At 68.6% G+C, this 23896-nt stretch carries 22 protein-coding genes; 13 read left to right on the top strand and 9 right to left on the bottom strand.

Annotated features, from left to right (window positions below):
- Positions 1-119: 119 nt before the first annotated feature.
- The 3 genes from OEJ36_RS16300 to OEJ36_RS16310 all read left to right on the top strand — a co-directional run bounded on the left by OEJ36_RS16300 (position 120) and on the right by OEJ36_RS16310 (position 4488).
- The gene (locus tag OEJ36_RS16300) at positions 120-1745 is read left to right on the top strand and encodes a methyl-accepting chemotaxis protein (protein WP_263402417.1); all 1626 of its coding nucleotides are present in this window, start codon (positions 120-122) and stop codon (positions 1743-1745) included.
- A 190-nt stretch (positions 1746-1935) separates the two neighbouring features.
- The gene (atzF, locus tag OEJ36_RS16305; protein WP_263402383.1) at positions 1936-3750 is read left to right on the top strand and encodes an allophanate hydrolase; all 1815 of its coding nucleotides are present in this window, start codon (positions 1936-1938) and stop codon (positions 3748-3750) included.
- Between the two features lie 9 nt (positions 3751-3759).
- Positions 3760-4488 (top strand): GntR family transcriptional regulator, encoded by a 729-nt coding sequence (locus OEJ36_RS16310; protein ID WP_263402384.1) that lies wholly within the window; start codon positions 3760-3762, stop codon positions 4486-4488.
- Between the two features lie 117 nt (positions 4489-4605).
- Here the strand turns inward: OEJ36_RS16310 and OEJ36_RS16315 are convergent, their stop codons facing one another.
- From OEJ36_RS16315 to OEJ36_RS16335, 5 genes are all read right to left on the bottom strand, one after another.
- Positions 4606-4803, bottom strand: coding sequence for a hypothetical protein (locus OEJ36_RS16315; protein ID WP_263402385.1), 198 nt, complete (start codon positions 4801-4803; stop codon positions 4606-4608).
- A 12-nt stretch (positions 4804-4815) separates the two neighbouring features.
- Positions 4816-6876, bottom strand: a complete 2061-nt coding sequence (locus OEJ36_RS16320; RefSeq protein ID WP_263402386.1) for a pyridoxamine 5'-phosphate oxidase family protein — start codon at positions 6874-6876, stop codon at positions 4816-4818.
- 55 nt (positions 6877-6931) lie between these two features.
- Positions 6932-7561, bottom strand: a complete 630-nt coding sequence (locus tag OEJ36_RS16325) for a glutathione S-transferase family protein (protein WP_263402387.1) — start codon at positions 7559-7561, stop codon at positions 6932-6934.
- A 349-nt stretch (positions 7562-7910) separates the two neighbouring features.
- The gene (locus OEJ36_RS16330; RefSeq protein ID WP_263402388.1) at positions 7911-8801 is read right to left on the bottom strand and encodes a LysR family transcriptional regulator; all 891 of its coding nucleotides are present in this window, start codon (positions 8799-8801) and stop codon (positions 7911-7913) included.
- Complete coding sequence (locus OEJ36_RS16335; RefSeq protein ID WP_263402389.1) at positions 8798-9709, bottom strand: LysR family transcriptional regulator; 912 nt, start codon at positions 9707-9709, stop codon at positions 8798-8800. The genes OEJ36_RS16330 and OEJ36_RS16335 overlap by 4 nt, the downstream gene beginning before the upstream one ends.
- Positions 9710-10145: 436 nt before the next feature.
- Here OEJ36_RS16335 and OEJ36_RS16340 point away from each other — a divergent pair, with 436 nt between their 5' ends.
- The 5 genes from OEJ36_RS16340 (at position 10146) to OEJ36_RS16360 (ending at position 12945) form a co-directional block, all read left to right on the top strand.
- Positions 10146-10637 carry a GNAT family N-acetyltransferase gene (locus OEJ36_RS16340; RefSeq protein ID WP_263402390.1) on the top strand — a complete coding sequence of 164 codons (492 nt, stop codon included), beginning with the start codon at positions 10146-10148 and terminating at the stop codon, positions 10635-10637.
- Complete coding sequence (locus OEJ36_RS16345; RefSeq protein WP_263402418.1) at positions 10637-11080, top strand: NUDIX hydrolase; 444 nt, start codon at positions 10637-10639, stop codon at positions 11078-11080. The genes OEJ36_RS16340 and OEJ36_RS16345 overlap by 1 nt, the downstream gene beginning before the upstream one ends.
- A gap of 30 nt (positions 11081-11110) precedes the next feature.
- Positions 11111-12010, top strand: coding sequence for an aromatic amino acid DMT transporter YddG (yddG, locus tag OEJ36_RS16350; RefSeq protein ID WP_263402391.1), 900 nt, complete (start codon positions 11111-11113; stop codon positions 12008-12010).
- Positions 12011-12076: 66 nt separating this feature from the next.
- Positions 12077-12430 carry a VOC family protein gene (locus OEJ36_RS16355; RefSeq protein ID WP_263402392.1) on the top strand — a complete coding sequence of 118 codons (354 nt, stop codon included), beginning with the start codon at positions 12077-12079 and terminating at the stop codon, positions 12428-12430.
- Positions 12427-12945, top strand: coding sequence for a GNAT family N-acetyltransferase (locus tag OEJ36_RS16360; RefSeq protein ID WP_263402393.1), 519 nt, complete (start codon positions 12427-12429; stop codon positions 12943-12945). Before OEJ36_RS16355 ends, OEJ36_RS16360 begins: the two co-directional genes overlap by 4 nt.
- A gap of 7 nt (positions 12946-12952) precedes the next feature.
- Here the strand turns inward: OEJ36_RS16360 and OEJ36_RS16365 are convergent, their stop codons facing one another.
- Positions 12953-13621 (bottom strand): DUF3313 domain-containing protein, encoded by a 669-nt coding sequence (locus OEJ36_RS16365; RefSeq protein WP_263402394.1) that lies wholly within the window; start codon positions 13619-13621, stop codon positions 12953-12955.
- 271 nt (positions 13622-13892) lie between these two features.
- Between OEJ36_RS16365 and OEJ36_RS16370 the strand changes: the two genes are divergently transcribed.
- From OEJ36_RS16370 to OEJ36_RS16385, 4 genes are all read left to right on the top strand, one after another.
- Positions 13893-15473: a RimK family protein gene (locus OEJ36_RS16370; RefSeq protein ID WP_263402395.1), complete on the top strand. Its 1581-nt coding sequence runs from the start codon at positions 13893-13895 to the stop codon at positions 15471-15473.
- 13 nt (positions 15474-15486) lie between these two features.
- Positions 15487-16434, top strand: a complete 948-nt coding sequence (locus OEJ36_RS16375) for a magnesium transporter CorA family protein (RefSeq protein WP_263402396.1) — start codon at positions 15487-15489, stop codon at positions 16432-16434.
- Positions 16435-16508: 74 nt separating this feature from the next.
- Positions 16509-16655 (top strand): hypothetical protein, encoded by a 147-nt coding sequence (locus OEJ36_RS16380; protein WP_263402397.1) that lies wholly within the window; start codon positions 16509-16511, stop codon positions 16653-16655.
- A gap of 22 nt (positions 16656-16677) precedes the next feature.
- Entirely contained in the window at positions 16678-17835 is a 1158-nt protein-coding gene (locus OEJ36_RS16385; RefSeq protein WP_263402398.1) for a peptidase C39 family protein, read from the top strand.
- Here the strand turns inward: OEJ36_RS16385 and OEJ36_RS16390 are convergent.
- Positions 17778-18446 (bottom strand): O-methyltransferase, encoded by a 669-nt coding sequence (locus OEJ36_RS16390; protein WP_263402399.1) that lies wholly within the window; start codon positions 18444-18446, stop codon positions 17778-17780. The genes OEJ36_RS16385 and OEJ36_RS16390 overlap by 58 nt on opposite strands.
- Positions 18447-18540: 94 nt before the next feature.
- On the opposite strand from OEJ36_RS16390, the gene OEJ36_RS16395 reads away from it, so the two are divergent.
- Positions 18541-19176, top strand: coding sequence for a TetR family transcriptional regulator (locus tag OEJ36_RS16395; protein ID WP_263402400.1), 636 nt, complete (start codon positions 18541-18543; stop codon positions 19174-19176).
- A 686-nt stretch (positions 19177-19862) separates the two neighbouring features.
- Here OEJ36_RS16395 and katG read toward each other — a convergent pair.
- Both katG and OEJ36_RS16405 read right to left on the bottom strand, forming a co-directional pair.
- Positions 19863-22127 carry a catalase/peroxidase HPI gene (gene katG / locus OEJ36_RS16400; RefSeq protein WP_263402401.1) on the bottom strand — a complete coding sequence of 755 codons (2265 nt, stop codon included), beginning with the start codon at positions 22125-22127 and terminating at the stop codon, positions 19863-19865.
- 362 nt (positions 22128-22489) lie between these two features.
- Positions 22490-23308, bottom strand: a complete 819-nt coding sequence (locus OEJ36_RS16405; protein WP_263402402.1) for an alpha/beta fold hydrolase — start codon at positions 23306-23308, stop codon at positions 22490-22492.
- Between the last annotated feature and the right edge of the window lie 588 nt (positions 23309-23896).

The following is a 23896-nucleotide window of genomic DNA, read 5'->3' on the forward strand; positions in this document are numbered from 1 at the left end:
CTCCACCGCCACACGCAGCGACACCTGCTCACCGATCACCGATTCCGGCCACCCGCTGGCGCTCGCCTGCACCCGGCTTCCAGCCTTTTCAGCCACCACCAACTGTCGTTTGAAGGAGTATTCAGTTGAGAAACCTTGCCATCGGAAAACGCGCGGGACTTATCTTTTCACTGCTGGCCCTGCTGGTCCTGGCCATGGGCGGCAGCAACCTGTACCAAACCAACAGGATGGACGACGCGTCGATCGAGGTCCGTGGCACCTGGCTGCCCGGGATCATCGCCCTGAGCGAAATAGGCACCGCCATCGGTAATGGACGAGCACTGACGCTGCGCGGCATCATCGTCGACGACCGGGCCGAACAGCGCCGCGCCGTGTCCACCGTCCGAAGCATCCAGGCCGCGCTGCCTGGGCAGTTCGCCGCCTATGAAAGCACCATCGCCAAGGCGCAGGATCGCGAACTCTTCAAGCGCTTCATCCACACCTACGAAACCTACAGAGGGCTGCAGGAGCAGATACTCGACGCCATCGATGACGACCACCTGGACGAGGCCGACCGCCTGGTCAATGGCCCCCTGGTGGATTACTCCAACGCGATGATGAGTGCGCTGGGCGAGCTGATCCGCTTCAACTCCACCGGGGCATCCGAAGCGGCCAAGCGCAGCGACGAGGCATCGGACGAAGCCTTCCTCGTTGCCCTCGTTTCCCTGGCGGTGATCCTCGGCGTCACCGTCGCCGCCGCCCTGGTGCTGACCCGCAGCATCGTCACCCCGCTGGGCGAGGCGGTGGTCATCGCCGAACGCGTGGCCAGCGGCGACCTGACCCGCGACATCAGGGTCATCGGCAAGGACGAACCGGCCATGCTGCTGGCCGCCCTGCGCACCATGCAGGGCAACCTGCGGGCCACCATCCAGCAGATCGGCAGCTCGTCCGACCAGTTGGCCTCCGCCTCCGAAGAACTGCACGCGGTGACCGAAGACGCCAACCGTGGCCTGCACCAGCAGAACGCCGAGATCGAGCAGGCCGCCACCGCCGTCAACCAGATGACCGCCGCCGTGGAAGAAGTGGCGCGCAATGCCGTGAGCACGGCCGCCGCCTCGAAGGAAAGCGACGAGGCCGGCCGCCAGGGCTTCATCCAGGTCAACGACGCCATCACCTCGATCCGCACCCTGGCCGGCCAGGTCACCCAGGCCTCCGTCCGCGCCTCGGAACTGGCCAGCCAGACCCGCGACATCAGCACGGTGCTCGACGTGATCCGCGGCATCGCCGCGCAAACCAACCTCCTGGCGCTCAATGCCGCCATCGAAGCCGCGCGCGCCGGTGAGGCCGGCCGTGGCTTCGCCGTGGTCGCCGACGAGGTGCGCTCCCTGGCCCAGCGCACGCAAAGCTCCACCGAGGAAATCGAAGAGATGATCGACAACATCCAGACCGGCACCCAGGGCACCGTGGACGCCCTGCTCGCCGGCGCTGGGCAGGCCGAGCAGACGCTCAAGTCGGCCGCCAGTGCCGGCATGGCACTGGAGCGCATCACCGCCTCGATCACCCACATCAACGAGCGCAACCTGATCATCGCCAGCGCCTCGGAGCAGCAGGCCCAGGTGGCCCGCGAGGTGGACCGCAACCTCACCAACATCCGCGACCTGTCCCTGCAGACCGCTGCCGGCGCCAACCAGACCAGCGCCTCCAGCCAGGAACTGTCGCGCCTGGCCATCGAGCTCAGCGGCATGGTCACCCGCTTCCGCGTCTGATGCCGGCCCGCGCCTGCTGCCATCGCGGCAGGCGCACCACATCCATGCACGCCCGCACCAATCGATAGCACCCGGGCGGCCTCCAACGCCTCCGCACAGCCACCCGCGCCAGGCCCAGCAAGGGTTCCAGGACCTTGGCCCACAGGTTGCAATCACTCGCTCCAAACTTGGATACAAGATGGAGCACCTCATGCAATCCGCGACTCCGCACAGCCTAGGCTGGACCCTCGGCCAATGGCAGGCCGCCTACCGCGACGCCACCCTCAGCCCCGCCATCCTCTTCGAGCTGCTGCAGCAATTGCAGGACGAAGACCCGGCCTGGATCGTCCTCGCCACCCCTGCGCAGTTGAGCAAGCGCCTCGCCGCCCTCGCCGAGCAACTGGCCGCCGTCGAGGGTGACCTCTCCCGCCTGCCGATCTACGGCGTGCCCTTCGCCATCAAGGACAACATCGACGCCGCCGGCTGGCCCACCAGCGCCGCCTGCCCGGCATTCGCCTACCCGGCCAGCGAGGACGCCACCGTGGTCGCGCGCCTGCAGGCTGCCGGTGCGGTGCTGATCGGCAAGACCAACCTCGACCAGTTCGCCACCGGCCTGGTGGGCACCCGCTCGCCCTTCGGCGCGGTGCCCAACAGCTTCGATGCCGCCTACGTCAGCGGCGGCTCCAGCTCCGGCTCCGCCTCGGTGGTGGCGCGTGGCCTGGTGCCCTTCTCACTCGGCACCGACACCGCCGGCTCCGGCCGCGTGCCGGCCGGCTTCAACAACATCGTCGGGCTCAAGCCCAGCCGGGGCTGGCTGTCCAACAAGGGCCTGGTGCCCGCCTGCCGCACCCTGGATTGCATCTCGGTGTTCGCCCTGACGGTGGAGGACGCCGAGCGCGTCGCCGACATCGCCGGGGGCTACGACGCCGCCGACGCCTACTCCCGCACCAACCCCTGCAGCGCCCCGGTGGCCATCGGCGCCAGGCCGCGCCTGGCGATCCCCGATACCCTCGAATTCCACGGCGACAGCCGCAACCAGGCGGTCTTCCAGCAGGCCCTGGAGCGCCTGCGCGAACTTGGTGCCGAGCTGGTGCCCATCGACTTCACGCCCTTCCGCCAACTGGCCGAACAGCTCTACCAGGGTTCCTGGGTCGCCGAGCGCACCGTGGCCATGGCCGGCATGCTGGAAAACGCCGCCGAGGCCATCGACCCCGTGGTGCGCGGCATCGTCGAAAAGGGCTTCGGCTACAGCGCCTGCGACGCCTACCGCGCCGAGTACCTGCGCGCCGAGCTGAGCCGGGCCATCAACCTCGCCCTGGCCGGCTTCGACGCCCTGGTGGTGCCCACCTCCCCCACCCTGCGCACCCTGGAGGAAATGGCCGCCGAGCCCGTGCTGTTCAACAGCCAGTTCGGCACCTACACCAACTTCACCAACCTCGCCGACCTCAGCGCCCTGGCCCTGCCCGCCGGCCTGCGCGACGACGGCCTGCCTGCCGGCATCACCCTGCTCGCCCCGGCCTGGCACGACCACGCCCTCGCCTCCCTGGGCAAGCGCTGGCAAGCCGCACTCGGCCTGCCCCTGGGCGCCACCGGCCGGCCCCTGCCGCCCGCCGCCACGCCCGTGCAGGCACCCGGCAGCGTGCGGGTCGCCGTGGTCGGCGCGCACCTCACCGGCATGCCGCTGAACTTCCAGCTGGTCACCCGCAATGCGGTGCTGGTGGAGCAGACCCTCACCGCGCCCACCTACCGCCTCTATGCGCTGCCCGGTTCGGTGCCGCCCAAGCCGGGGCTGGCCAGGGACGCCGAAGGCGCGTCGATCATCGTCGAGCTGTGGGACATCCCCCTCGCCCGCTTCGGCGAGTTCGTGGCGGAGATTCCGCCGCCCCTGGGCATCGGCAACCTGCAGCTGGAGGACGGTCGCTGGGTCAAGGGCTTCATCTGCGAGCCCTGGGCCCTGCACAGCGCCGAAGACATCACCGCCTTCGGTGGCTGGCGCGCCTTCATCGCCAGCCGCACGCCGGCCTGAGCCGCCGCCATGCAACTCGCCACCACTGCCAACCGGGCCGCCAAGGAGCGGCCCGACAACCTGGTCGAGCGCATCTACCAGGTGTTGAAGGACGACATCTTCGAGTTCCGCCTGCTGCCCGGTGATCGCTTCAGCGAAGGCGACGTCGCCGCACGCACGGCGGTCAGTCGCACCCCGGTGCGGCAGGCCCTGCACCGGCTGGAACGCGAGGGCTACCTGGAGGTGCACTTCCGCAGCGGCTGGCAGGTCCGACCCTTCGATTTCGAGCGCTTCGAGGAGCTCTACGACCTGCGCATCGTGCTGGAGCTGGCGGCCGTCAGGCGCCTGTGCGAGATGGGCGCCGAGCTGCCGCAGCGCCTGGACGCGCTGACCCGCACCTGGCGGGTGGAAGCGCATCAGCGACTAACCGATGGGCGCGCGGTATCCGAGCTGGACGAAGCCTTCCACTGCGCCCTGGTGGCGGCCGCCGGCAACCGCGAAATGGCCCGCACGCACCGCGAGATCACCGAGAAGATCCGCATCATCCGGCGCCTGGATTTCACCCAGCAGTCACGCATCGCCGCCACCTACGACGAGCACGGGCGCATCCTCGAGGCCATCCTGCAGCGACACGCCGAGCCGGCCTGCCAGTTGCTCCGCGAGCACATAGAAATGAGCAAGGCGGAGGTGCGCAAGATCACCCTGCACAGGCTGCACTGCGCCCGCCAGCGGACTGGCGACAGCGTCGGGGTGGATTGAGCGTAGGGTGTGCTGCGCGCACCTGGAATTCGCCGGAGGCACCGAGCGGAGGTGCGCACGGCACACCCTACGGCACGCGCTCATCCTGCCGAGTTATCAGATGACTCATGACCACGCTCAGATGAAAGGCGCGGGGTTCAACGGCTGGGCCGGCGCAACGCACTCCATGGGGAACAGCAGCTGCGGCAGCAAGTAGCCGGCTTCCGACTCCGCCCAGCGCTGCACACCTGAGGCATCGCGGGCGGGTTGATCCGGGGCGTCGTTCCACTGCAGGAGCGCGACGGGGCGGGCATTGGATTGCGGCTTGTCGAACATGTCATCACCTCGTCAGAGATCGAGCACAAGGGGCTGCGGGCCATCCTCGCCCTCGGCCGGCACGGCGCAGCAGATCAGCACCATGTCCGCCTCCGGCAACTCCGCCGGCGGGTTGGGGTAATGCACCTGGCCACTGACCCGGCGCGTCTTGCAGGTGCCGCAGGAACCGCCCCGGCAACTGAACTCGGGGGTCAGCCCACGGCTCTCGGCCAGCTCCAGCAGGGTGCCGCTCTCGGGCGTCCAGCGCGCCTCCTTGGCCGAGGCAGTGAAGTACACCGGCACCGCCGTGGTCGCCGCCGGCGGCTGGGACGGCAACGCGGCCTGGGCCTCGCTGTGCCGCTGCAGGGCCGAGGGGCCGAAGGCTTCGGCATGGATGCGGCCGTCGGCGACATTCAGCCCGCGCAAACCGTCGTAGATGGCCTGGATGAACCCACCCGGGCCACACAGGTAGAAGTCGTAGTCATCGAAGGACAGGGCGGCCTGGATCTGCGCCAGGCCCAGCCGCCCGCTCAGCTCGAAGTCGCGCCCCGGCTGTGCTTCGGCCTCGGGGGCGCTCAGGGCGCGGGTCAGCTTCAGCAAGCCATTGCCGCGCTGCACCAGGGCCTGCAATTCGGCCTGGAACGGCAGGTCGTGCAGCGTCCGGGCGCCCTGGAACAGGTGGATGCGCCGACCTTGTGCCTGCCGCTCGTTGAGCGCCACCAGCTCACGGGCCATGGAAACCATCGGGGTGATGCCCACCCCCGCACCGATCAGCACCACCGGGCGCTGGCTGTCGGTCTTCAGGGTGAAGCCGCCCAGGGGCGGGCGCGCCTGCAGCACATCACCGACCTGCACCTGTTCATGCAGGTGCCGCGAGCCCTTGCCCTGCGCCTTGACGCTGATGCGCAGGTAACCGTCGCTCGGCGCGCTGGAGACGCTGTAGGTGCGCACCAGGGCTTCACCGTCAGCGGTGAGCAGACGCAGGGGAATGTGCTGGCCGGGGGTGAAGCTCACCTCGCCCTCGTCTTCCGGGGCCAGGACCAGGGAGCGGATATCGGCGCTCTCCTGCTGCTGGCTGAGCACCCGCCACTGCTGCCATTGGCGACGCCGTTCGCCTTCACGCAGGCGTTCTTCCGCTTCGGCCCAGGTGCCGGTCATCAGGCTGGTGGGGGCGTATTCGTCGAAGGCCCAACGCAGCGACATCGCGCCGGGGCGGAACACCACCTGCTCGATATCCAGGGTCCAGATGCGTTCGGCCCCTTCGAAGGCGGCGATCAGCGGGCTGTCGAGAATCACCTCGGCACGGCCCTGCACCTGCAGCACATCGCCCTGCTCGAAATCGACGAACAGCAGGCCGGCGCGCGGGTTGCTGATCAGGTTGCCCAGGGTATTGAAGTGCAGGTTGCCGGCGTAGTCCGGGATGGTCAGGCGGTTGCCTTCCACCCGCACGAAGCCGGGGCGCCCGCCACGGTGGGAAACGTCCACCGCGCGACCACCTTCCTCGTGGTCGACGTAGCTGGCGACGAAGAAGGTGTCGGCAGCGAGGATCATCGCGCGGGCGCGCTCGTCCAGCTCGCTGGCGTCCTGGCGGACCGTGCCACGGGGTTCGGGGGAGCTGCTCCATTCACGCAGCTGGATGTACTGCGGGCAGTTGCCGAAGGAATGCTCGACCTGCACCTCCAGTTGCTGCGTCGAGGCCTGGCCGATCGAGCCATTGAGGCGGTTGCGCCGCCGCGTGTGCAGTTCGATGCCGAGCAGGCCGAGGGCGGCGCCGGCACCGAGGCCGGGGGTGGCCGGGTCCAGTGGGTCCAGCGGACGCGCGGCCAGGTCGAACACCAGGCGCTTGGGGTCGGGCGAGGTGACGAAGCCTTCCGGGCCTTCGACCAGGGTGGCCCAGGGACGGCCTTCGCCATCCACAGCGCCGGCGATCAGGAAGGGCAATTGATGGAAGAAGGCGCGGTGCTGGTCGGGCATGTAGTCGCGGATGACCTTCTGCCCGTGGGCTTCCATCCGCTCGGCCACGCCGACCGTTTCCTGCAGCTGCTTTTCACCGGCATGCCAGGGCGAGGGGCGCTGGCTGAGAATCGGTTCCATGGTTTGCCCTCCTTGTGAAAAGGGCTGCCGGGTGAGCCGGCAGCCTCGGGTCGGCTCAGGCGGCCTGCAGGCCGGCGGCGGTGCGTTGCATGGGCACGAAGCCCGGCAGCGCTTCGATGCGGGCCAACCAGGCACGCACGTTCGGGTAGGCCTCCAGCGACACGTTGCCCTCCGGCGCATGGGCGATGTAACTGTAGTTGGCCACGTCGGCGATGGAGGGCTCGGTGCCGGTCAGGAACGCCGTCGAGCCCAGCTCGCCTTCCATCACCGTGAGCAGCACGTGGGCACGGTTGATCACTTCATCGGCGTTGAACGCCGCACCGAATACGGTGATCAGGCGCGCTGCGGCCGGGCCGTAGGCCACCTGGCCGGCGGCCACCGACAACCAGCGCTGCACCTGGGCGGCGCCGACGTCGTCTTCGGCCAGCCAGCGGCCTTCGCCGTAGCGCTTGGCCAGGTAGACGAGGATGGCGTTGGAGTCGTTGACCACAGTGCCGGCATCATCGATCACCGGCACCTGGCCGAAGGGGTTGATGGCGAGGAAGTCGGCCTGCTTGTGGGCGCCGTTGGCCAGGTCGACGAAGACCAGCTCGGTGGGCAGCTGCAGCAGCGAGAGCATCAGCTCCACACGATGGGCGTGGCCGGACAGCGGGTGGCGATACAGCTTGATGGCGGGACGGGACATGGCGGTGGCTCCTTATGGGTTCGGGTGGTTCACCGTGAACCGCCCGGCTGGGCGTTCACGACGATGGAGCCATGTTGAGCCCATGCACCGCCGAGCAGAATCACCATCAAAGGCAATCCACTCTTTCAGTTTCTGAAATAACGAGATGGGGCGGTCATGCCCGTGCAGCGGCTTTTTGTAGGGGCGAATTCATTCGCCCAGCGGCGCGCAGCGCCGCCAACGTGGGAGCGAATTCATTCGCGATGGAGCATCCGCCCATGCACAGCCCCGTGCCGGCTGAGGGTCTTTCGCGGCTGAAGCCGCTCCCACAGGGATGCCCACAGCCATCGTAGGTCGGGTGCAACCCGGCTCAGCCCTCGAACGCGGGATGCGCGCGCAGCCGTGGCACGGCGAAGTCGAGGAAGCTGCGCACCCGGGCAGCGGCGCGGCGCCCCTCGCGGTAGAACAGCTGCACCGGCAGGGGCTCGGCGGCGTGGGACTCCAGCAGCCTGTGCAGCTGGCCATCCTGCAGCTCCTGGTGCACCTCGTAACTCAGGCAGTGGACCAGGCCGAAGCCGGCAACGGCGGCGCGGATGGCCGCCTGGGGGGTGCTGCAGATCAACCGGGGCACGACCTTCACCGCGCCGCCGGCGAAGCGCCAGTCCCCCGCGTGGCCGGTGGACGAGGTCGCGATGGTGCGGTGCTCCTGCAGGTCTTCGAGGCGTTGCGGGTGCCCCCAGCGCGCCAGGTAGGCCGGGGCCGCGCACACCACCGGGCGCACCCGCCCCACCGGCACCGCGAAGCCGGAGGAATCCGGCAACTGGCCGACCACCAGGGCCACGTCCACGCCTTCCTCCAGCAACCTGGGCAGGGCCTCGCACGCCAGGATGTTCAGCGAGAGCTCGGGGAAGGCGTTGAGGTAATCGAGCGCGATGGGGGTGAACACCTGGTGCGCCATGAGCAGCGGCATGGCCAGGGTCAGTTGCCCCACGGGTTGCGCATGCAGCCCGGCCACGGAGCGCTCCGCCTCGCCGAGCTGTTCGAGGATGCGCTGGCAGCTTTCGGCGAAGCGCTCGCCGGCCGGGCTCGGGCTCACGCCTCGGGGGCTGCGTACCAGCAAGGCCGAGCCGATGCGCGCCTCCAGCGCGGCGACGGTGCGCATCACCGTGGCCTGGGACAGTTCCAGCTCCCGCGCCGCCGCCGCCAGGCTGCCCGCCTGGGCCACGGCCAGGAACACCTGCATCTCGCGGTGTTTGCTCATCGCCCGGCCGCGCGCAGGGCGCTGTCGGCCCGCAGGCGCATCACGCAATGGTCGATGAAGGTGCGTACCTTGGCCGACTCCCGGCGCCCGCCCTGCTGGATGATGTGCACCGGCAACGCCGCAGTCTCGAAGGCATCCAGCACGGTTTCCAGCTCACCCCGGGCCACGGCGCCCGCCACCTGGTAGGACAGCACCCGGGTATAGCCCCAGCCCAGGCGCGCGGCATTGATCGCCGCCTGGTTGGAGCTGACCAGCAGGCGCGGCGTGGGCGTGAAGCCGAAGGGGCCGTCGGGCCCCTCGAACTGCCAGTGGCGCAACAGCCCGCTGGCGGACGACATGACGATGGGCGCGTCCTGCAGCTCTTCCGGCCGGAGCGGCCGCCCCACCTTGTCGAGGTAGCCGGGCGCCGCGCACACCACCGGGCGTATCTGCCCCACCTGCAGCGCCCCGTGCTCGCCCTCGCGCAGGTGGCCGATGCGCACGGCCACATCCACGCCCTCCTCCACCATGTTCACCACGCGGTCCACCAGCAGCGCGTTGATCTCCACTTCCGGGTAGGCGTCCAGGTACTCAGTGATCAGCGGGATGAGGTACAGCTCGCCGAACATCACTGGCGCCGTCACCGTCAGCCGCCCGCGGGGTCGCACATGGCTGCCGGCGGCCAGCTCCTCGGCCTCTTCCAGTTCCAGCAGGATGCGCCGGCAGTCCTCCACGTAGCGCCGTCCGGCCTCGGTCAGGCGCAGGCTGCGTGTGCTGCGGGCCAGCAGCAAGGTGCCCAGCCGCGCCTCCAGCGCCGCGATGGCGCGGGTCACGCCGGGTGGCGACATGCCCATCAGCTTGGCGCCGCCAGCGAAGCTCTCCGCCTCGGTCACCGCCAGCAGCACCTTCATTTCCTGGAACCTGTCCACCCTCACCGCCCGGCATCACGCCCCATTTTCGAGAGGGCCACAGCTTAGCGCCCGGCCCCCGTCGAAGACGAGAGACAGTGCAACCCGAACCACGGCGCCGACCGGTGTGTAGGGTGGATGACGCTCTTTTCATCCACCAAGCGGAGCTTGCCGTCAGCACCGCCGCCCAACTCGTGGGAGCGAATTCATTCGCGATGGAATATCCGCCCATGCGCAGCCCTGTGCCGGCTGCGGGTCTTTCGCGGCTGAAGCCGCTCCCACAGGGAGAGCCCGCCGTGAGACCGGACATGGCGGCGTTGGGCCTCGCTGCGCTTGGCGCCAACCTACGGCACCGTGCCCGACCCAAACTGCGGCGTCACCCGCTGCAGGCCCCGCACCTGTCCAGGCTCCGGCGCCTGCTTTACCATGCCGCGCCGCACTTGCATCGAGGTCTTCCATGAGCACGCCCAGTTTCCGCAACGCCACCCTCTCCGACACCGACCGTTGCTACCAGATCGAAATCTCCGCTTATGAAGGCGACGAGGCCGCGACCCGCGAGAAGATCGAGACGCGCATCGCCCAGTACCCGGAAGGCTTCCTGATCCTGGAGCAGGACGGCGAGGTGGTGGGCTTCATCAACAGCGGTTGCGCCCACGAGGTGGTGATGTCCGACGAGGCCTTCAAGGAGCTGGTCGGCCATGACGCCGCCGCGCCGAACGTAGTGATCATGTCGGTGGTGGTCGACCCGGCGCAGCAGGGCAAGGGCTTCTCCACGCTGCTGATGCGCACCTTCGTCCAGCGCATGCGCGAGATGGGCAAGGCGACCATCCACCTGATGTGCAAGGAACGCCACGTCGAGCTGTACCGGCGCATGGGCTACGCCTATGTGCGGCCCTCCCCGTCCGACCACGGCGGCATGGCCTGGCACGAGATGGTCATGACCCTGTGATCGCAGTCGACAAGGCCTGCCCCGTGGTGCTGCGCCAGCGCGACAGGCTGGAGGTACTCGCCTTCCTCCACCCCCTGGCGGGCCGGCAGCTGGTCAAGGGCAGCGTCGAGCCCGGGGAAAGCAGCGCGGCGGCGGCCGTTCGTGAGCTGGCCGAAGAGGCCGGCATCCAGGGCGAGGCGATCCTCGACCTGGGCACCTGGCAAGCCACCACCACCGGGCACACCTGGGCCTTCCACCTCTGCCGGGCAGCCCCGGACCTGGCGGATGCCTGGAGCCACCACACGGCCGACGACGGCGGCCATGAGTTCCGCTTCTTCTGGCACCCGCTGGACGTCGAGCCCACCGAGGAATGGCACCCGATCTTCCGCAACGCCCTGGCCGTCATCCGGCAGCGGCTGGCGGAGACGGCCGCAAACCGCCCCCTGAGCCGCTCGGGCCTGTAAAATCACCGCCTTTTTTCCGGTGGGTGAACGATGCGGATCAGCAGTGGGCGAAGCGCGACGGCGTGTGGACTGGCTGCCATCCTCCTGTGGAGCACTGCTTCCGGGCTGATCCGCAGCGTGAGTGGCTTCTTCGGCCCCATCGGCGGTGCGGCACTGATCTACAGCCTCGGCGCCATCCTGCTCATCGCCCTGCTGGGCCGGCCGCGCCTGCGTTCCAGCTCGCGTTTCTACCTGGTGACCGGCACGGCGCTGTTCGTCACCTACGAGATCTGCCTGTCCCTGGCCCTGGGCTACGCCCTCGACAGCAACCAGGCCATCCAGCTCGGCGTGGTCAACTACCTGTGGCCGAGCCTCACGGTGCTGCTGGCCATCGTCATGAACCGCCAGCCGGCGCGCTGGCTGATCCTGCCCGGCACCGCCATCGCGCTGTTCGGCATCCTCTGGGTGGTGAGCACCGATGGCCTGTCGCTGCCGAGCCTTATCGCCAACGTGCAATCCAACCCGCTGAGCTACAGCCTGGCGGCGGCCTGCGCCATCACTTTTGCGCTCTACTGCAACGTCACCCGGCGCTACGCCCGGGGCGAGAACCACGTGGCGTTCTTCTTCATCCTCACGGCGGCCGTGCTCTGGCTGAAGTTCGCCTTCGCCGGCCAGGCACTGCCCGACTTCACCCTGCGTGGCGGCGCAGAATTGCTCGCCGCCGGCATCGCCATGGCCGGCGGCTACGCGCTGTGGAACATCGGCATCCTGCGCGGCAACCTCACCCTGCTGGCCACCGCCTCCTACTTCGCCCCGGTGCTCTCCTCGGCCTTCGCCGCGGCCTGGCTCGGCGCCAACCTGACGCTGCAGTTCTGGCAGGGTGCGGTGCTGGTCACCGCCGGCTCGCTGATCTGCTGGCACGCCACCCGGGAACGCAAAGGCGAGCCCTGATCGCGCTTCCGATGGCGGGCGGAGGGCTCTAAGATGGCCCTCCACACACGTACAAGGAAGCCGCCAATGGGCACCCGAGGGAACGACCGCCAGATCGACAACATCGAGTTCAACGTCACCGACATCGCCCGCAGCAAGGCCTTCTACGGCGCGGCCTTCGGCTGGACCTTCACCGACTACGGCCCCACCTACAGCGAGTTCACCGACGGCCGCCTCACCGGCGGTTTCACCACGGGTGAGCCGGTGCGCCCGGGTGGCCCGCTGGTGATCCTCTACGCCGACGACCTGGCGCAGACCCAGAGCCGCCTGCAGGTCGCCGGCGCCACCATCAGCCGTGAAACCTTCGCCTTCCCCGGTGGGCGGCGCTTCCACTTCATCGACCTGGACGGCTACGAGCTGGCGGTGTGGACCGCCGAATGACGACCCTGCGCATACGCCCGATCGAAGCCGGCGAATGGCCGGCCTACCGCGACCTGCGCCTGCAGGCCCTGCGCGACTCGCCGGAGGCCTTCGGCAGCACCTTCGCGGCGGAGCACACGCGGTCGGACGACGCCTGGGCCAGCCGGATCGCCAACGCGGTTGCCTCCAGCAATGACCGGGTGCTGTTCGCGCTCGACGAAAACGCTGCCTGCGGGTTGCTCTGGTGCCGCCGCTCGGCCAGCGAGCCCGCCGTGGCCGACCTCTACCAGATGTGGGTCGACCCGGCACGCCGTGGCCTCGGTGCCGGCCGCGCACTGCTGGCCGATGCCCTGGCCTGGGCGCAAGGCCTGGGCGTGCGCCGCGTACGCCTTGGCGTCACCCTGGCCGAGAGCCCGGCCATGGGCCTGTACCGCGCCCACGGCTTCCACCCCATCGGCGAGCCGGAGCCGTTGCGCGAAGGCTCCGCGCTGCTGGCCCAGGCCATGGAGCTGGAGCTGCCCGTTCAGGCGGCCTGAGGGCGAGCTACTTCGCCTTGAGCTTCTGGTAGCTCTGGTTCATGTCCTTGGCCCAGCCGTCGATCACGCCCGTGACGTCGCCCGGCTTCATCACCTGGTCGCTGTTCTCCAGCGGCCGCCCGGTGCCCTTGCGCACCACCTGGGCGATGACCTTGTTGCTGCCGCCATCGAGGAACTGCGCCTCGGTGGCCAGCTCGGTCTCCTGGTCGCGGATGCCGCTGGCCGTGCTCACCGCCGCCGCCACCAGGGCCACCGGGATGACCTCATAGGGCTTGAGCCCTTCGGTCTTGCTGCTGACGCCGGTGATGGCCGCACGCACCACGATGACGCCCAGCCCCGGCTTGCTGGCCAGCGCCAGGCTGCCGCTGATCTCGCGCTTGAGCGCCATGTCGTAATAGCGGGTGATGCCGTCCAGGGTGCTCTGGGGGATCTTCGCCGTGGGCTGGGGCCTGGGGTAGAACTGGGTCGGCTCGACGTACACGGCGGTGTAGCGCCCGATGTCCACGGCGGGGTCGATCCAGCGCATCACCTCCGCGCCGGAGGGCGTGGTGGCTTGCTGCAGGCTGTCGTAGTTGGAAAGGAAGCCGGAGTACTGGTCCGGCTGGGTCAGCGTGCTCGAACAGCCCACCAGCGCGGTGGACAGCGCGAGGGCGGCAGATACCAATGCGTGTTTCATCGATGACTCCTGGTCAAGGCGCTAGCGAGGAACCCCGGATGCATCGCCCCCTCCCGGATAGGCTCCCAAGCGAAGCGGCAGACGCTGGATTGACGCTAGCAGACTCCCGCCAACTGCCAAGTCGGCCCATCGCCAAGCCCGTAGAACACCCGCCGCGCAGCGTTTGCATAAGGATCGCCACAGCCCCCGTAAAGCCTGCGTAACGACGCGAGACAGGGCCCCGGCTTGCTGCTTAATTGAGGCGCACCACCTCTCAAGCGGGCCCGTGAAGATGTCTTCGGTTCAAGCCAGTCTCAGCAGCATTCCCCCCGACCCACTCCAGGCCGTCGGCCTCGCCGAGGGCCTCCTGCAGCGCCGCGACGGCGGCCAGGTATTGATCATCGTCGAGCGCCGGGAGGACTGGTCCTCCTACATCCCCAGCGAGGAGATGCTCACCGCGCGGGAATACCTCGAGCAGTCGCGCGGCGGCGAGCTGGACAAGAAGGTCCAGGTCATCAACCTGTGCCGCCACTACAAGTACCTGGGCCACGGCTACTACTGCTCGCTGCTGGCCGAGGCGCGCGGGCACAAGGTCATCCCCTCGGTGCGCACCATCAGCGAGCTGGCGCGCAAGTCGCTCTACGGCCTGGCCCTGGACGACCTGGAGAAATCCCTGGAAGAGGCCCTCGCCCAGCACCCCTGGGCCAACACCGAGGGCTTCACCCTCAGCCTGTACTTCGGCCGCACCGACTTCGAGCCGCTGCAGGACATCGCCCGCCAGCTGTTCGAGGCCTTCCCCTGCCCCATCCTCCTGGTGGACGTGCGCAAGGGCGACACCTGGCGCATCGCCGGCCTGCGCCCGGGCTCGCTGCACAAGCTGCGCGAGGCCCAGGAAGACCAGTTCGCCAGCGCCCTCGACGGCTTCAACCGCAAGGTCTGGCGCCTGCCGCGCTCGCGCCGGGTGGCGCGCTACGACCTGGCCATCCTGCACAACCCGGACGAGCCCTTGCCGCCCTCCAATGCCAAGGCCCTGGAGAACTTCGTGCGGGTCGGCAAGCGCCTGGGCATAGAAGTGGACCTGATCGGCAAGAAGGACTATTCGCGCCTGGCCGAGTACGACGCGCTGCTGATCCGCGAGACCACCAGCGTCGACGACCACACCTACCGCTTCGCCAAGAAGGCCGAGAGCGAGGGGCTGATCGTGATGGACGACCCGGCCTCGATCCTGCGCTGCACCAACAAGGTGTTCCTCACCGACCTGCTGCGCAGCCACGGCCTGAGCATGCCGGCCACCGAGATCCTCTACCGCGACAACCCCCAGGAGCTGGACAAGGTCGGCGAGCGCCTGGGCTTCCCCCTGGTGCTGAAGATCCCCGACGGCTGCTTCTCCCGCGGGGTGATCAAGGTGGAGAACCTGCAGCAGCTGCGCGAGGCCAGCGCCGGGCTGTTCGAGCACTCGGTGCTGCTGCTCGCCCAGGAGTTCCTCTTCACCGAATACGACTGGCGCATCGGCATCCTCAACCGCCGGCCGATCTTCGCCTGCCAGTACTTCATGTCCAAGGGCCACTGGCAGATCGTCAACCACAAGGCCCAGGGCGCCGAGGTCATCGGCGAATGCCGCACCCTGCCGGTGGAACAGGCGCCCAAGGCGGTGGTGGAGCTGGCCTTGCAGACCGCCAACCTGATCGGCGACGGGCTCTACGGCGTCGACCTCAAGGAGGTGGACGGCAGCGTCAAGGTCATCGAGGTGAACGACAACCCCAACCTCGACGCCGGCATCGAGGACGCCCACCTGCAGGACACGCTCTACAGCCTGGTGCTGGAGGACTTCATCCGCCGCCTCGAACTCAAGCGCCGTGGCGGCGCCCACTGAAGGAGCACCGCCCATGCGCCAGAGCTACAGGCTGATCGACGGCACCCTGCGCCCCTGCACCGACGACGCGGCGCCGCTGCAGCGGTGCATCGCCCCCGAGGCCGAGGAACTGGACTGGCTGCGCAGCCGCTTCGGCCTCGACGCCCACGCCCTGGCTTCCGCCCTGGACCCGGACGAGGTGGCCCGCGTGGAATTCCGCGCCGGCTCGCTGTTCCTCATCTGGAAGCGCCCGGAGAACTACTCCGGCGGCGAGCGTTTCGCCTTCGAGGTGTCCTCCTTCGGCATGCTCCTGGACGAGCGCCAACTGGTGCTGATCTCCAACGCCGACTCGCTGCTCGGCGGCCTCGCCGGGCGCCATGACCTGCACCAGCCGCTGGATGTGCTGCTGGCCATCCTGCTGGGCAACATCCACCACTACGAGGGCCACCTCAAGGTGATCAAGCTGGTCGCCCGCGAGCTCCAGCAGCGCTTCAACCAGAGCCAGCACAACCGCCACCTGCTGCAGATGCTCGGTCTCAGCGAAAGCCTGGTGTATTACCTCAACGCCATCCACGGCAACGGCGCGGTGCTGACACGCCTGCGCAGCCAGGGCGAGCGCCTGGGCTTCCCCCCGGCGAACCTGGAGCTGCTCGACGACCTGATCATCGAGAACGACCAGTGCATCAAGCAGGCGGAGATCTATTCCACGGTGCTGGCCGGCCTAATGGAGGCGCGCGGCAGCCTGCTCAACACCACCACGAACGAGATGCTGCGCAAGCTCACCCTGATCAACGTGGTGTTCCTGCCGCTCAACCTGATCGCCGGCATCGGCGGCATGTCCGAGTTCAGCATGATGACCGCCGCCATTCCCTGGTGGCTCTCCTACCCGCTGTTCGTGCTCGCCCTCGCCGTGCTGGCGGGCCTGATGCTGCTGGCCCTGCGCCGGCTGGTGGCCGCACGGGCGACGCCCCCGCCCGGCTGACACCGGGCAACAACCCGACACCGCACGCCCCGGGCATCCCGCACCGGTGGCGGCACTCACCAGAAGGAAACCCCATGGAACCCCTGCACATCGCGTTCGCCGTGCTCGCCGCCATCGTTGCCCTGAGCATCGCCATCAACTACTTCGACAGCCGCATGAAGCCCGGCGAGATGGGTCGCCAGGCCCGCGACAAGTCCCCGCGACGCACACCCCGCCGCTGACCCTCCCGCGCCAGGAAACCCCATGGACTTCAGCTTTCGCGATGCCCGCCCCGACGACGTCGACGCCCTGCTCCACCTGGAGAACCAGTGCTTTGCGCTCGATCGCCTGTCGCCACGCAGCTTCCAGTGGATGATCAGCCGCGCCCACGCCAGCCTGGCGGTGGCCGAGGCCGCCGGCCGGGTCATGGGCTACGCGCTGCTGCTGTTCCACCGCGGCACCTCGCTGGCGCGGCTTTACTCCATCGCCATCGCCCACCAGGCCCGTGGCCATGGCCTGGGCAAGGCGCTGCTGGCGGAGGCCGAACGCCGCGCCCGCGACCACGACTGCGCCTACCTGCGCCTGGAAGTGCGCCCGGACAACCCGGCCGCCATCGGCCTCTACGAGCGGGCCGGCTACCGCCGCTTCGCCTGTGTCGACGACTACTACGAGGACCACGCCCAGGCCCTGCGCTACGAGAAGCGCATCGTCCAGCGCCCGCTCGATGCCGCGCGGGCGGTGCCCTACTACCAGCAGAGCACCGAGTTCACCTGCGGCCCGGCCTGCCTGATGATGGCCATGGCCGGCCTGCAACCCGGCCGGCCCCTGTCGCGGCGCGAGGAGGTGCAGCTGTGGCGCGAGGCGACCACGGTGTTCATGACCTCCGGCCACGGCGGCTGCAGCCCCCAGGGGCTGGCCCTGGCCGCCTGGCGCCGGGGCTTTCGCGTGCGCCTGCAGGTCAGCGTGGCGGGCCCGCTGTTCCTCAGCGGCGTGCGCAGCGAGGGCAAGCGCGAGGTGATGCGCCTGGTGCACGAGGCCTTCTGCGACGAGCTGCGCGCCAGCGACGTGGAGCAGGAGCCCGCCAGCCGCCAGGACCTGCCCGCGCTGCTCGCCGAAGGCGGCCTGCCGCTGGTGCTGATCAGCAGCTACCAGCTGACCCGCACCAAGGCCCCGCACTGGGTGCTGGTCACCGGCTGCGACGAGGATTTCGTCTACCTCCACGACCCGGACATCGACCACAGCCGCCACCGCCAGGCGCTGGACTGCCAGCACATGCCGGTGAGCCACGCGCGCTTCCAGCGCATGCGCCTGTTCGGCGGCAACAAGCTGCGTGCGTCCGTCGTCCTCTACCCGCCCACCGACGCTCACACCGCCAGGCGCATGGACAGCTCCACGTCCTCGGCGAAGGGCACCGACAGGTAACCGCTGTTGGCTTCGCGCACCCGCGCCAGGTACTCGGGGCAGTGGTCGGCGTTGTCGGCGATCACCAGCGCGCCGGGGCGCAGGCGGCTTTCCACCAGGGCCAGGACCTCCGGGTAGAGCGCCTTGGCACCGTCGAGCAGGAGCAGGTCGATGGACTCGGGCAGGTCGCTGGCCAGGGTGCGCAGCGCATCGCCCACGCGGAACTCCACCAGGTCTTCCAGGCCGCTGGCGGCGAGGTTGCCCCGGGCCCGCGCCACCTTGGTGGGCTCGAACTCGCTGGTGATCAGGCGGCCGCCGCCGTTGTCGCGCAGGGCCGCAGCCAGGTGCAGCGTGGAGATGCCGAAGGAGGTGCCGAATTCGACGACGGTGCGTGCGCCGCTGCTGCGCGCCAGCATGTACAGCAACTGGCCGGTGGCACGGGAAACGGGCAGCGCCACGTCCTTGAGGCGGCCGTAGAACTCGCGGTATTCGGTCTTGCTCTGCATCAGCCGCGCCACCTCGCCTTCGGCGAGGTCGGCCAGACTCGGCGCCAGGGTCTGCCAGGCCGTGTCGGCCTCGGCGAACAGGCGGTCCAGCAGGGCGACGAGAGGGGTTTGAGTGAGGGTGTTCATAGCATTCTCCGGTCCATATTGAGCGCATCGTTGGCGCCGGAATAGAATGCGATCAATCCGTCATATTTTACTATTCGCATTGCCAGGCCCCGCCATGACCGAACGCCAGAACCCGCGTATTTCCTCGCGCAAGCAACCCCAGCAGGCCCGCTCCAACGAGCTGGTGGCCACCATCCTCCAGGCCGCTATTCAGGTTCTGGCCAAGGAAGGCGCGCAGCGTTTCACCACCGCCCGGGTGGCCGAGCGCGCCGGTGTCAGCGTCGGCTCGCTGTACCAGTACTTCCCCAACAAGGCGGCCATCCTCTTCCGCCTGCAGAGCGACGAGTGGCGCCAGACCAGCGAGTTGTTGCGCCGCATCCTCGAAGACCTGGCGACCCCGCCGCTGGCGCGCCTGCGCTCCCTGGTGCACGCCTTCCTCCACTCCGAATGCGAGGAAGCCGACATGCGCGTCGCCCTCGACGACGCCGCCCCGCTCTACCGCGACGCCCCCGAGGCGCAGGAAGCCAAGGCCGTGGCCGGGCGCATCTTCGAAACCTTCATGGAGGAGGTACTGCCCGCCGCCCCGGACGCCACCCGCACCCTGGCCAGCGACCTGGTCACCACCACCCTCGGGACCGTGGGCAAGCAATTCTCCGAGCGCCCGCGCACGGCGGACGAGATCGAGCGCTACGCCGACGCCATGGCCGACATGCTCTGCGCCTACCTGGAGTCGGTCGCCGCGCGGGGATAGAGGGGGAGCCGCCCCCGCGCGGACATGACCGCTGCGTAGGGTGGATGGCGCTCTTTCATCCACCAGGCGGAGTCGAGCCCCGCACCGTCGCACGGCCTGGTGGGAGCGAATTCATTCGCGATGTAACATCCGTCCACTCGCAGCCCAGTGCCGGCAGTGGGGTCTTTCGCGGCTGAAGCCGCTCCCACAGGGTTGCCCGCAGCGAGACCACACATCGCTGCGTTGGGCCTCGCTACGCTCGGCACCAACCTACGGCACCGAGTCCCTCGTAGGTCAGGTGAAACCCGACACCCCCGGCCCCACCACGCGGGTTTCACCCGCCCTACGGAGCCGACCGGTGTGTAGGGTGGATGACGCTCTTTTCATCCACCAGGCGATATCGAGCCCCGCCCCGCCGTCCCGCCTGGTGGGAGCGAATTCATTCGCGATGAAACATCCACCCACTCGCAGCCCAGTGCCGGCAGTGGGTCTTTCGCGGCTGAAGCCGCTCCCACGGGAATGCCCGCAGCGAGGCCGCACACCGCTGCGTTGGGCCTCGCTACGTTCGGCGCCAACCTACGACGCGCGGGCCACACTCGGTGGGCTGAAGCCCACCCAACGAAAACACCGTGCTCCGTGCGGAGATGACAGCCCCGAATGCACGACGCCTCCCGAAGGAGGCGCCGTGGTTCAGCCCAAGGGGTGGATCAGCCCAGGTCGAAGCGGTCGAGGTTCATCACCTTGGTCCAGGCGGCGACGAAGTCCTTGACGAACTTGTCCTTGGCATCCGCGCTGGCATACACCTCGGCGATGGCGCGCAGCTGCGCGTGGGAGCCGAACACCAGGTCGACCCGGGTGCCGGTCCATTTCACCTGGCCGGTCTTGCGGTCGCGCCCTTCGTAGCTGGTGGCCGAGGCCGGCTTCCACTCCACGCCCATGTCCAGCAGGTGGGTGAAGAAGTCGTTGCTCAGCACACCTGGGCGATCGGTGAAGACGCCGTGTTTACTCTGCCCCACGTTGGCCCCGAGCACGCGCAGGCCGCCCACCAGCACGGTCATCTCCGGTGCGGACAGGGTCAGCAGTTGTGCCTTGTCCACCAGCAGCTGCTCGGCGGAAACGCTGTAACGGCCCTTGAGGTAGTTGCGGAAGCCGTCGGCGATGGGCTCCAGGAAGCCGAAGGATTCCACATCCGTCTGCTCCTGGGAGGCGTCCATGCGCCCCGGCGTGAAGGGCACGGTGATGCTGTGCCCGGCGCTCTTCGCCGCTTGTTCCACGCCGGCGCTGCCGGCCAGGACGATAAGGTCGGCGAGGGAGATCTTCTTGCCGCCGGCCTGGGCGCCGTTGAACTCGCCCTGGATGCTTTCGAGGATGGCCAGCACGTTCTTCAACTGCTCGGGCTGGTTGGCTTCCCAGGAGCGTTGCGGCTCCAGGCGCAGGCGCCCGCCGTTGGCACCGCCACGCTTGTCCGAACCCCGGAAGCTCGACGCGGCCGCCCAGGCGGTGGACACCAGCTGCGCCACCGACAGGCCCGAGCCCAGCACCTTGGCCTTGAGCGCGGCGACGTCGGCATCGTTGACCAGCGGGTGGTTCACGGCGGGGATCGGGTCCTGCCACAGCAGTTCCTCGGCGGGCAGTTCCGGCCCCAGGTAGCGGGACAGCGGCCCCATGTCGCGGTGGATCAGCTTGTACCAGGCGCGGGCGAAGGCGTCGGCGAGCTGGTCCGGGTTGGCCAGGAAGCGCCGCGAGATCGGCTCGTAGATCGGGTCGAAGCGCAGCGCCAGGTCGGAGGTGAGCATCGACGGCGCGCGGCGCTTGCTCGGGTCATGGGCGTCGGGGATCTTGCCATCGCCCGCCCCGCCCTTGGGCCGCCACTGGTGGGCGCCGGCCGGGCTCTTGGTCAGCTCCCATTCGTAGCCGAAGAGGTTCTCCAGGTACTCGTTGCTCCAGCGCGCCGGGGTCGAGGTCCAGGTCACCTCCAGGCCGCTGGTGATGGTGTCGCCGCCCTTGCCGCTGCCGAAGGCGTTCTTCCAGCCCAGGCCCTGCTCTTCCAGGCCTGCCGCCTCGGGCTCGGGCCCGACGTTGTCGGCCGGGCCGGCGCCGTGGGTCTTGCCGAAGGCGTGGCCGCCGGCGATCAGCGCCACGGTTTCCTCGTCGTTCATCGCCATGCGGCCGAAGGTCTCGCGGATGTCCTTGGCCGAGGCGAGCGGGTCCGGGTTGCCTTCGGGGCCTTCCGGGTTCACGTAGATCAGGCCCATCTGCACGGCGGCCAGGGGGTTCTCCAGGTTGCGCTCGCCCTGGTTGGTGCGGCTCTCTTCCTGGGCGTGCTTCCCGGGTTCGGCCACCAGGGTGCCGTCGCCCGGTTCCTGCACCGCCTTGGTGTTGCCGTAGCGCTCGTCACCGCCGAGCCAGACGGTCTCGGTGCCCCAGTAGACGTCCTCGTCCGGCTCCCACACATCGGGGCGGCCGCCGGAGAAACCGAAGGTCTTGAAGCCCATGGATTCCAGGGCGACGTTGCCGGTGAGGACGATCAGGTCCGCCCAGGACAGGTTGCGCCCGTACTTCTGCTTGATCGGCCAGATCAGCCGGCGCGCCTTGTCCAGGCTGACGTTGTCCGGCCAGCTGTTGAGCGGGGCGAAGCGTTGCTGGCCGGTACCGGCGCCGCCACGGCCGTCGCCGGTGCGGTAGGTGCCGGCGCTGTGCCAGGCCATGCGCACGAAGAGCGGGCCGTAGTGGCCGAAGTCGGCGGGCCACCAGTCCTGGGAATCGGTCATCAGAGCGGTCAGGTCACGCTTGACCGCAGCGAAGTCGAGGCTCTTGAAGGCCTTGGCGTAGTCGAAGTCCCCGCCCATGGGATCGGACAGGGAGGAATGCTGGTGGAGGATTTTCAGGTTGAGCTGGTTGGGCCACCAGTCACGGTTGCTGGTGCCACTGCCAGCGGCATGGTTGAACGGGCATTTCGATTCGGTCGACATCGTGATCCACCTCGGGTCGCGTTGGTCCATCTGCCCAACCCGCGCAGGCTGGAACACCGGGGAACGGACCCGACGCAAGGCCGGCACGGCGATCATCCGACCGCCCCGGCCACGCGGGAGCGCTGACTAGCAGGGTGTTCCAACCACGGTTGCAGCAGGACTCTGTTGTTATCCCTTCATCAGTTGGCGTCGGTCCAAGCCCAACGCCAGATCAAGACTAGCCCCCCTGCACCGGAGGTCTAATAGAGCGAGCATTGGGGGTCGATAGCCTGGCTCTTTCAGCCGCCAGCATCCGATCGGGTCCATCAGGCTCATCGGCTCCACGCCCCACTGGCGCGGAGCCGATGTTCGAAGCGGTGTGACTACTGCGCGAGGAAGGCCAGCAGGTCTTCGTTCAGTTGCTCCGCGTGGGTCACGGCAAAGCCATGGGGTGCGCCGGCGTAGACCTTGAGCTCGGTACCGGGGATCAGCTCCGCCGCCAGCTTGCCGGTGGCTTCCAGCGGCACGATCTGGTCGTCGTCGCCGTGGATCACCAGGGTGGGGACATCGACCTTGGCCAGGTCGCCACGGAAGTCGGTGCCGGCGAAGGCGGTCACGCAGTCGATGGTGCCCTTGAGCGACGCCAGCAGGGCGATGTTCAGGGTCTGGGTGAGCACGCCCTGGGAAATTTCCTGGCCGTGGTTGATGCCGTAGAACGGCGCGGCGAAGTCGGCGATGAACTGCGCGCGGTCCTTCAGCAGGCCGGTCTTGATGCCGTCGAATACCGCCTGATCGACGCCCTGCGGGTGGTCGGCGGTCTTGCCGAAGATCGGCGTCACCGCGCCCAGCAGCGCCAGCTTGGCGACGCGGCCGGTGCCGTGGCGGCCGATGTAGCGGCTGACGTCGCCGCCGCCCATGGAGAAGCCCACCAGGGTCACGTCCTGCAGGTCCAGGTGCTCGATCAGCTGGGCGATATCGTCGGCGAAGGTGTCGTAGTCGTAGCCATTCCACGGCTGGCTGGAGCGACCGAAGCCACGGCGGTCGAAGGCGATGGTGCGGTAGCCGCGGCTGCTCAGGTACTGCATCTGGTATTCCCACATGTCGGCATCCAACGGCCAGCCATGGCTGAACAGCACGGGCTTGCCGCTGCCCCAATCCTTGTAATAGAGCTCGGTGCCATCACGGGTTACGAACGTGGTCATGCAAACCTCCAGTTGAACGTTGTTGGGATCAGTGGTGCTGGAGCGGGCCATGCGCAACCGCTCAAGCCCGCACTATCCCCTCCTCAGGTAACAGAGGGATTGCACGTGTGTGCTGCGTTCTACGCCATCCTGCGAAGGTGCCCCGGACAACACCGCTGGCATACCCGTCGTGGGCGAATTCATTGGCTCTGTCGGCGTTACTGTTGTGGTTTTAATACAAGCCCTCAAGCATGGCCCTTTCCGAGCGCCCAAGGGTTCGTGCCACCTCCACCGCATGGGTTTCGCTTCGCTCTACACCATCCTACGAAAGCCACCGCTACGTGCACGTTGGGTTGGTGCGCACATCAATGTGTGGATTTGAGCGAAGAAAGTTGGAGCAGCCGCCAACGCCCCTCCAGGAGGCCGAACGCAGTCGTTGCGCCGGGGGACGAGCGGCATGGATGCCGCGAGAGGCGCGCCAGGCCATGGATGGCCCATCGCGCCGGCCCCCAGAGCAACGATGGAGTGAGGGAACCCGACGCAGTCGGGCCGGATGATGGGGCAAGCCCTTTTGGTTCCTTTTAAGGCGATTGTTAAAAGGGACTCGCC

The organism is Pseudomonas sp. PDM13, assembly GCF_025685765.1.
Classification (GTDB): domain Bacteria; phylum Pseudomonadota; class Gammaproteobacteria; order Pseudomonadales; family Pseudomonadaceae; genus Metapseudomonas; species Metapseudomonas solani.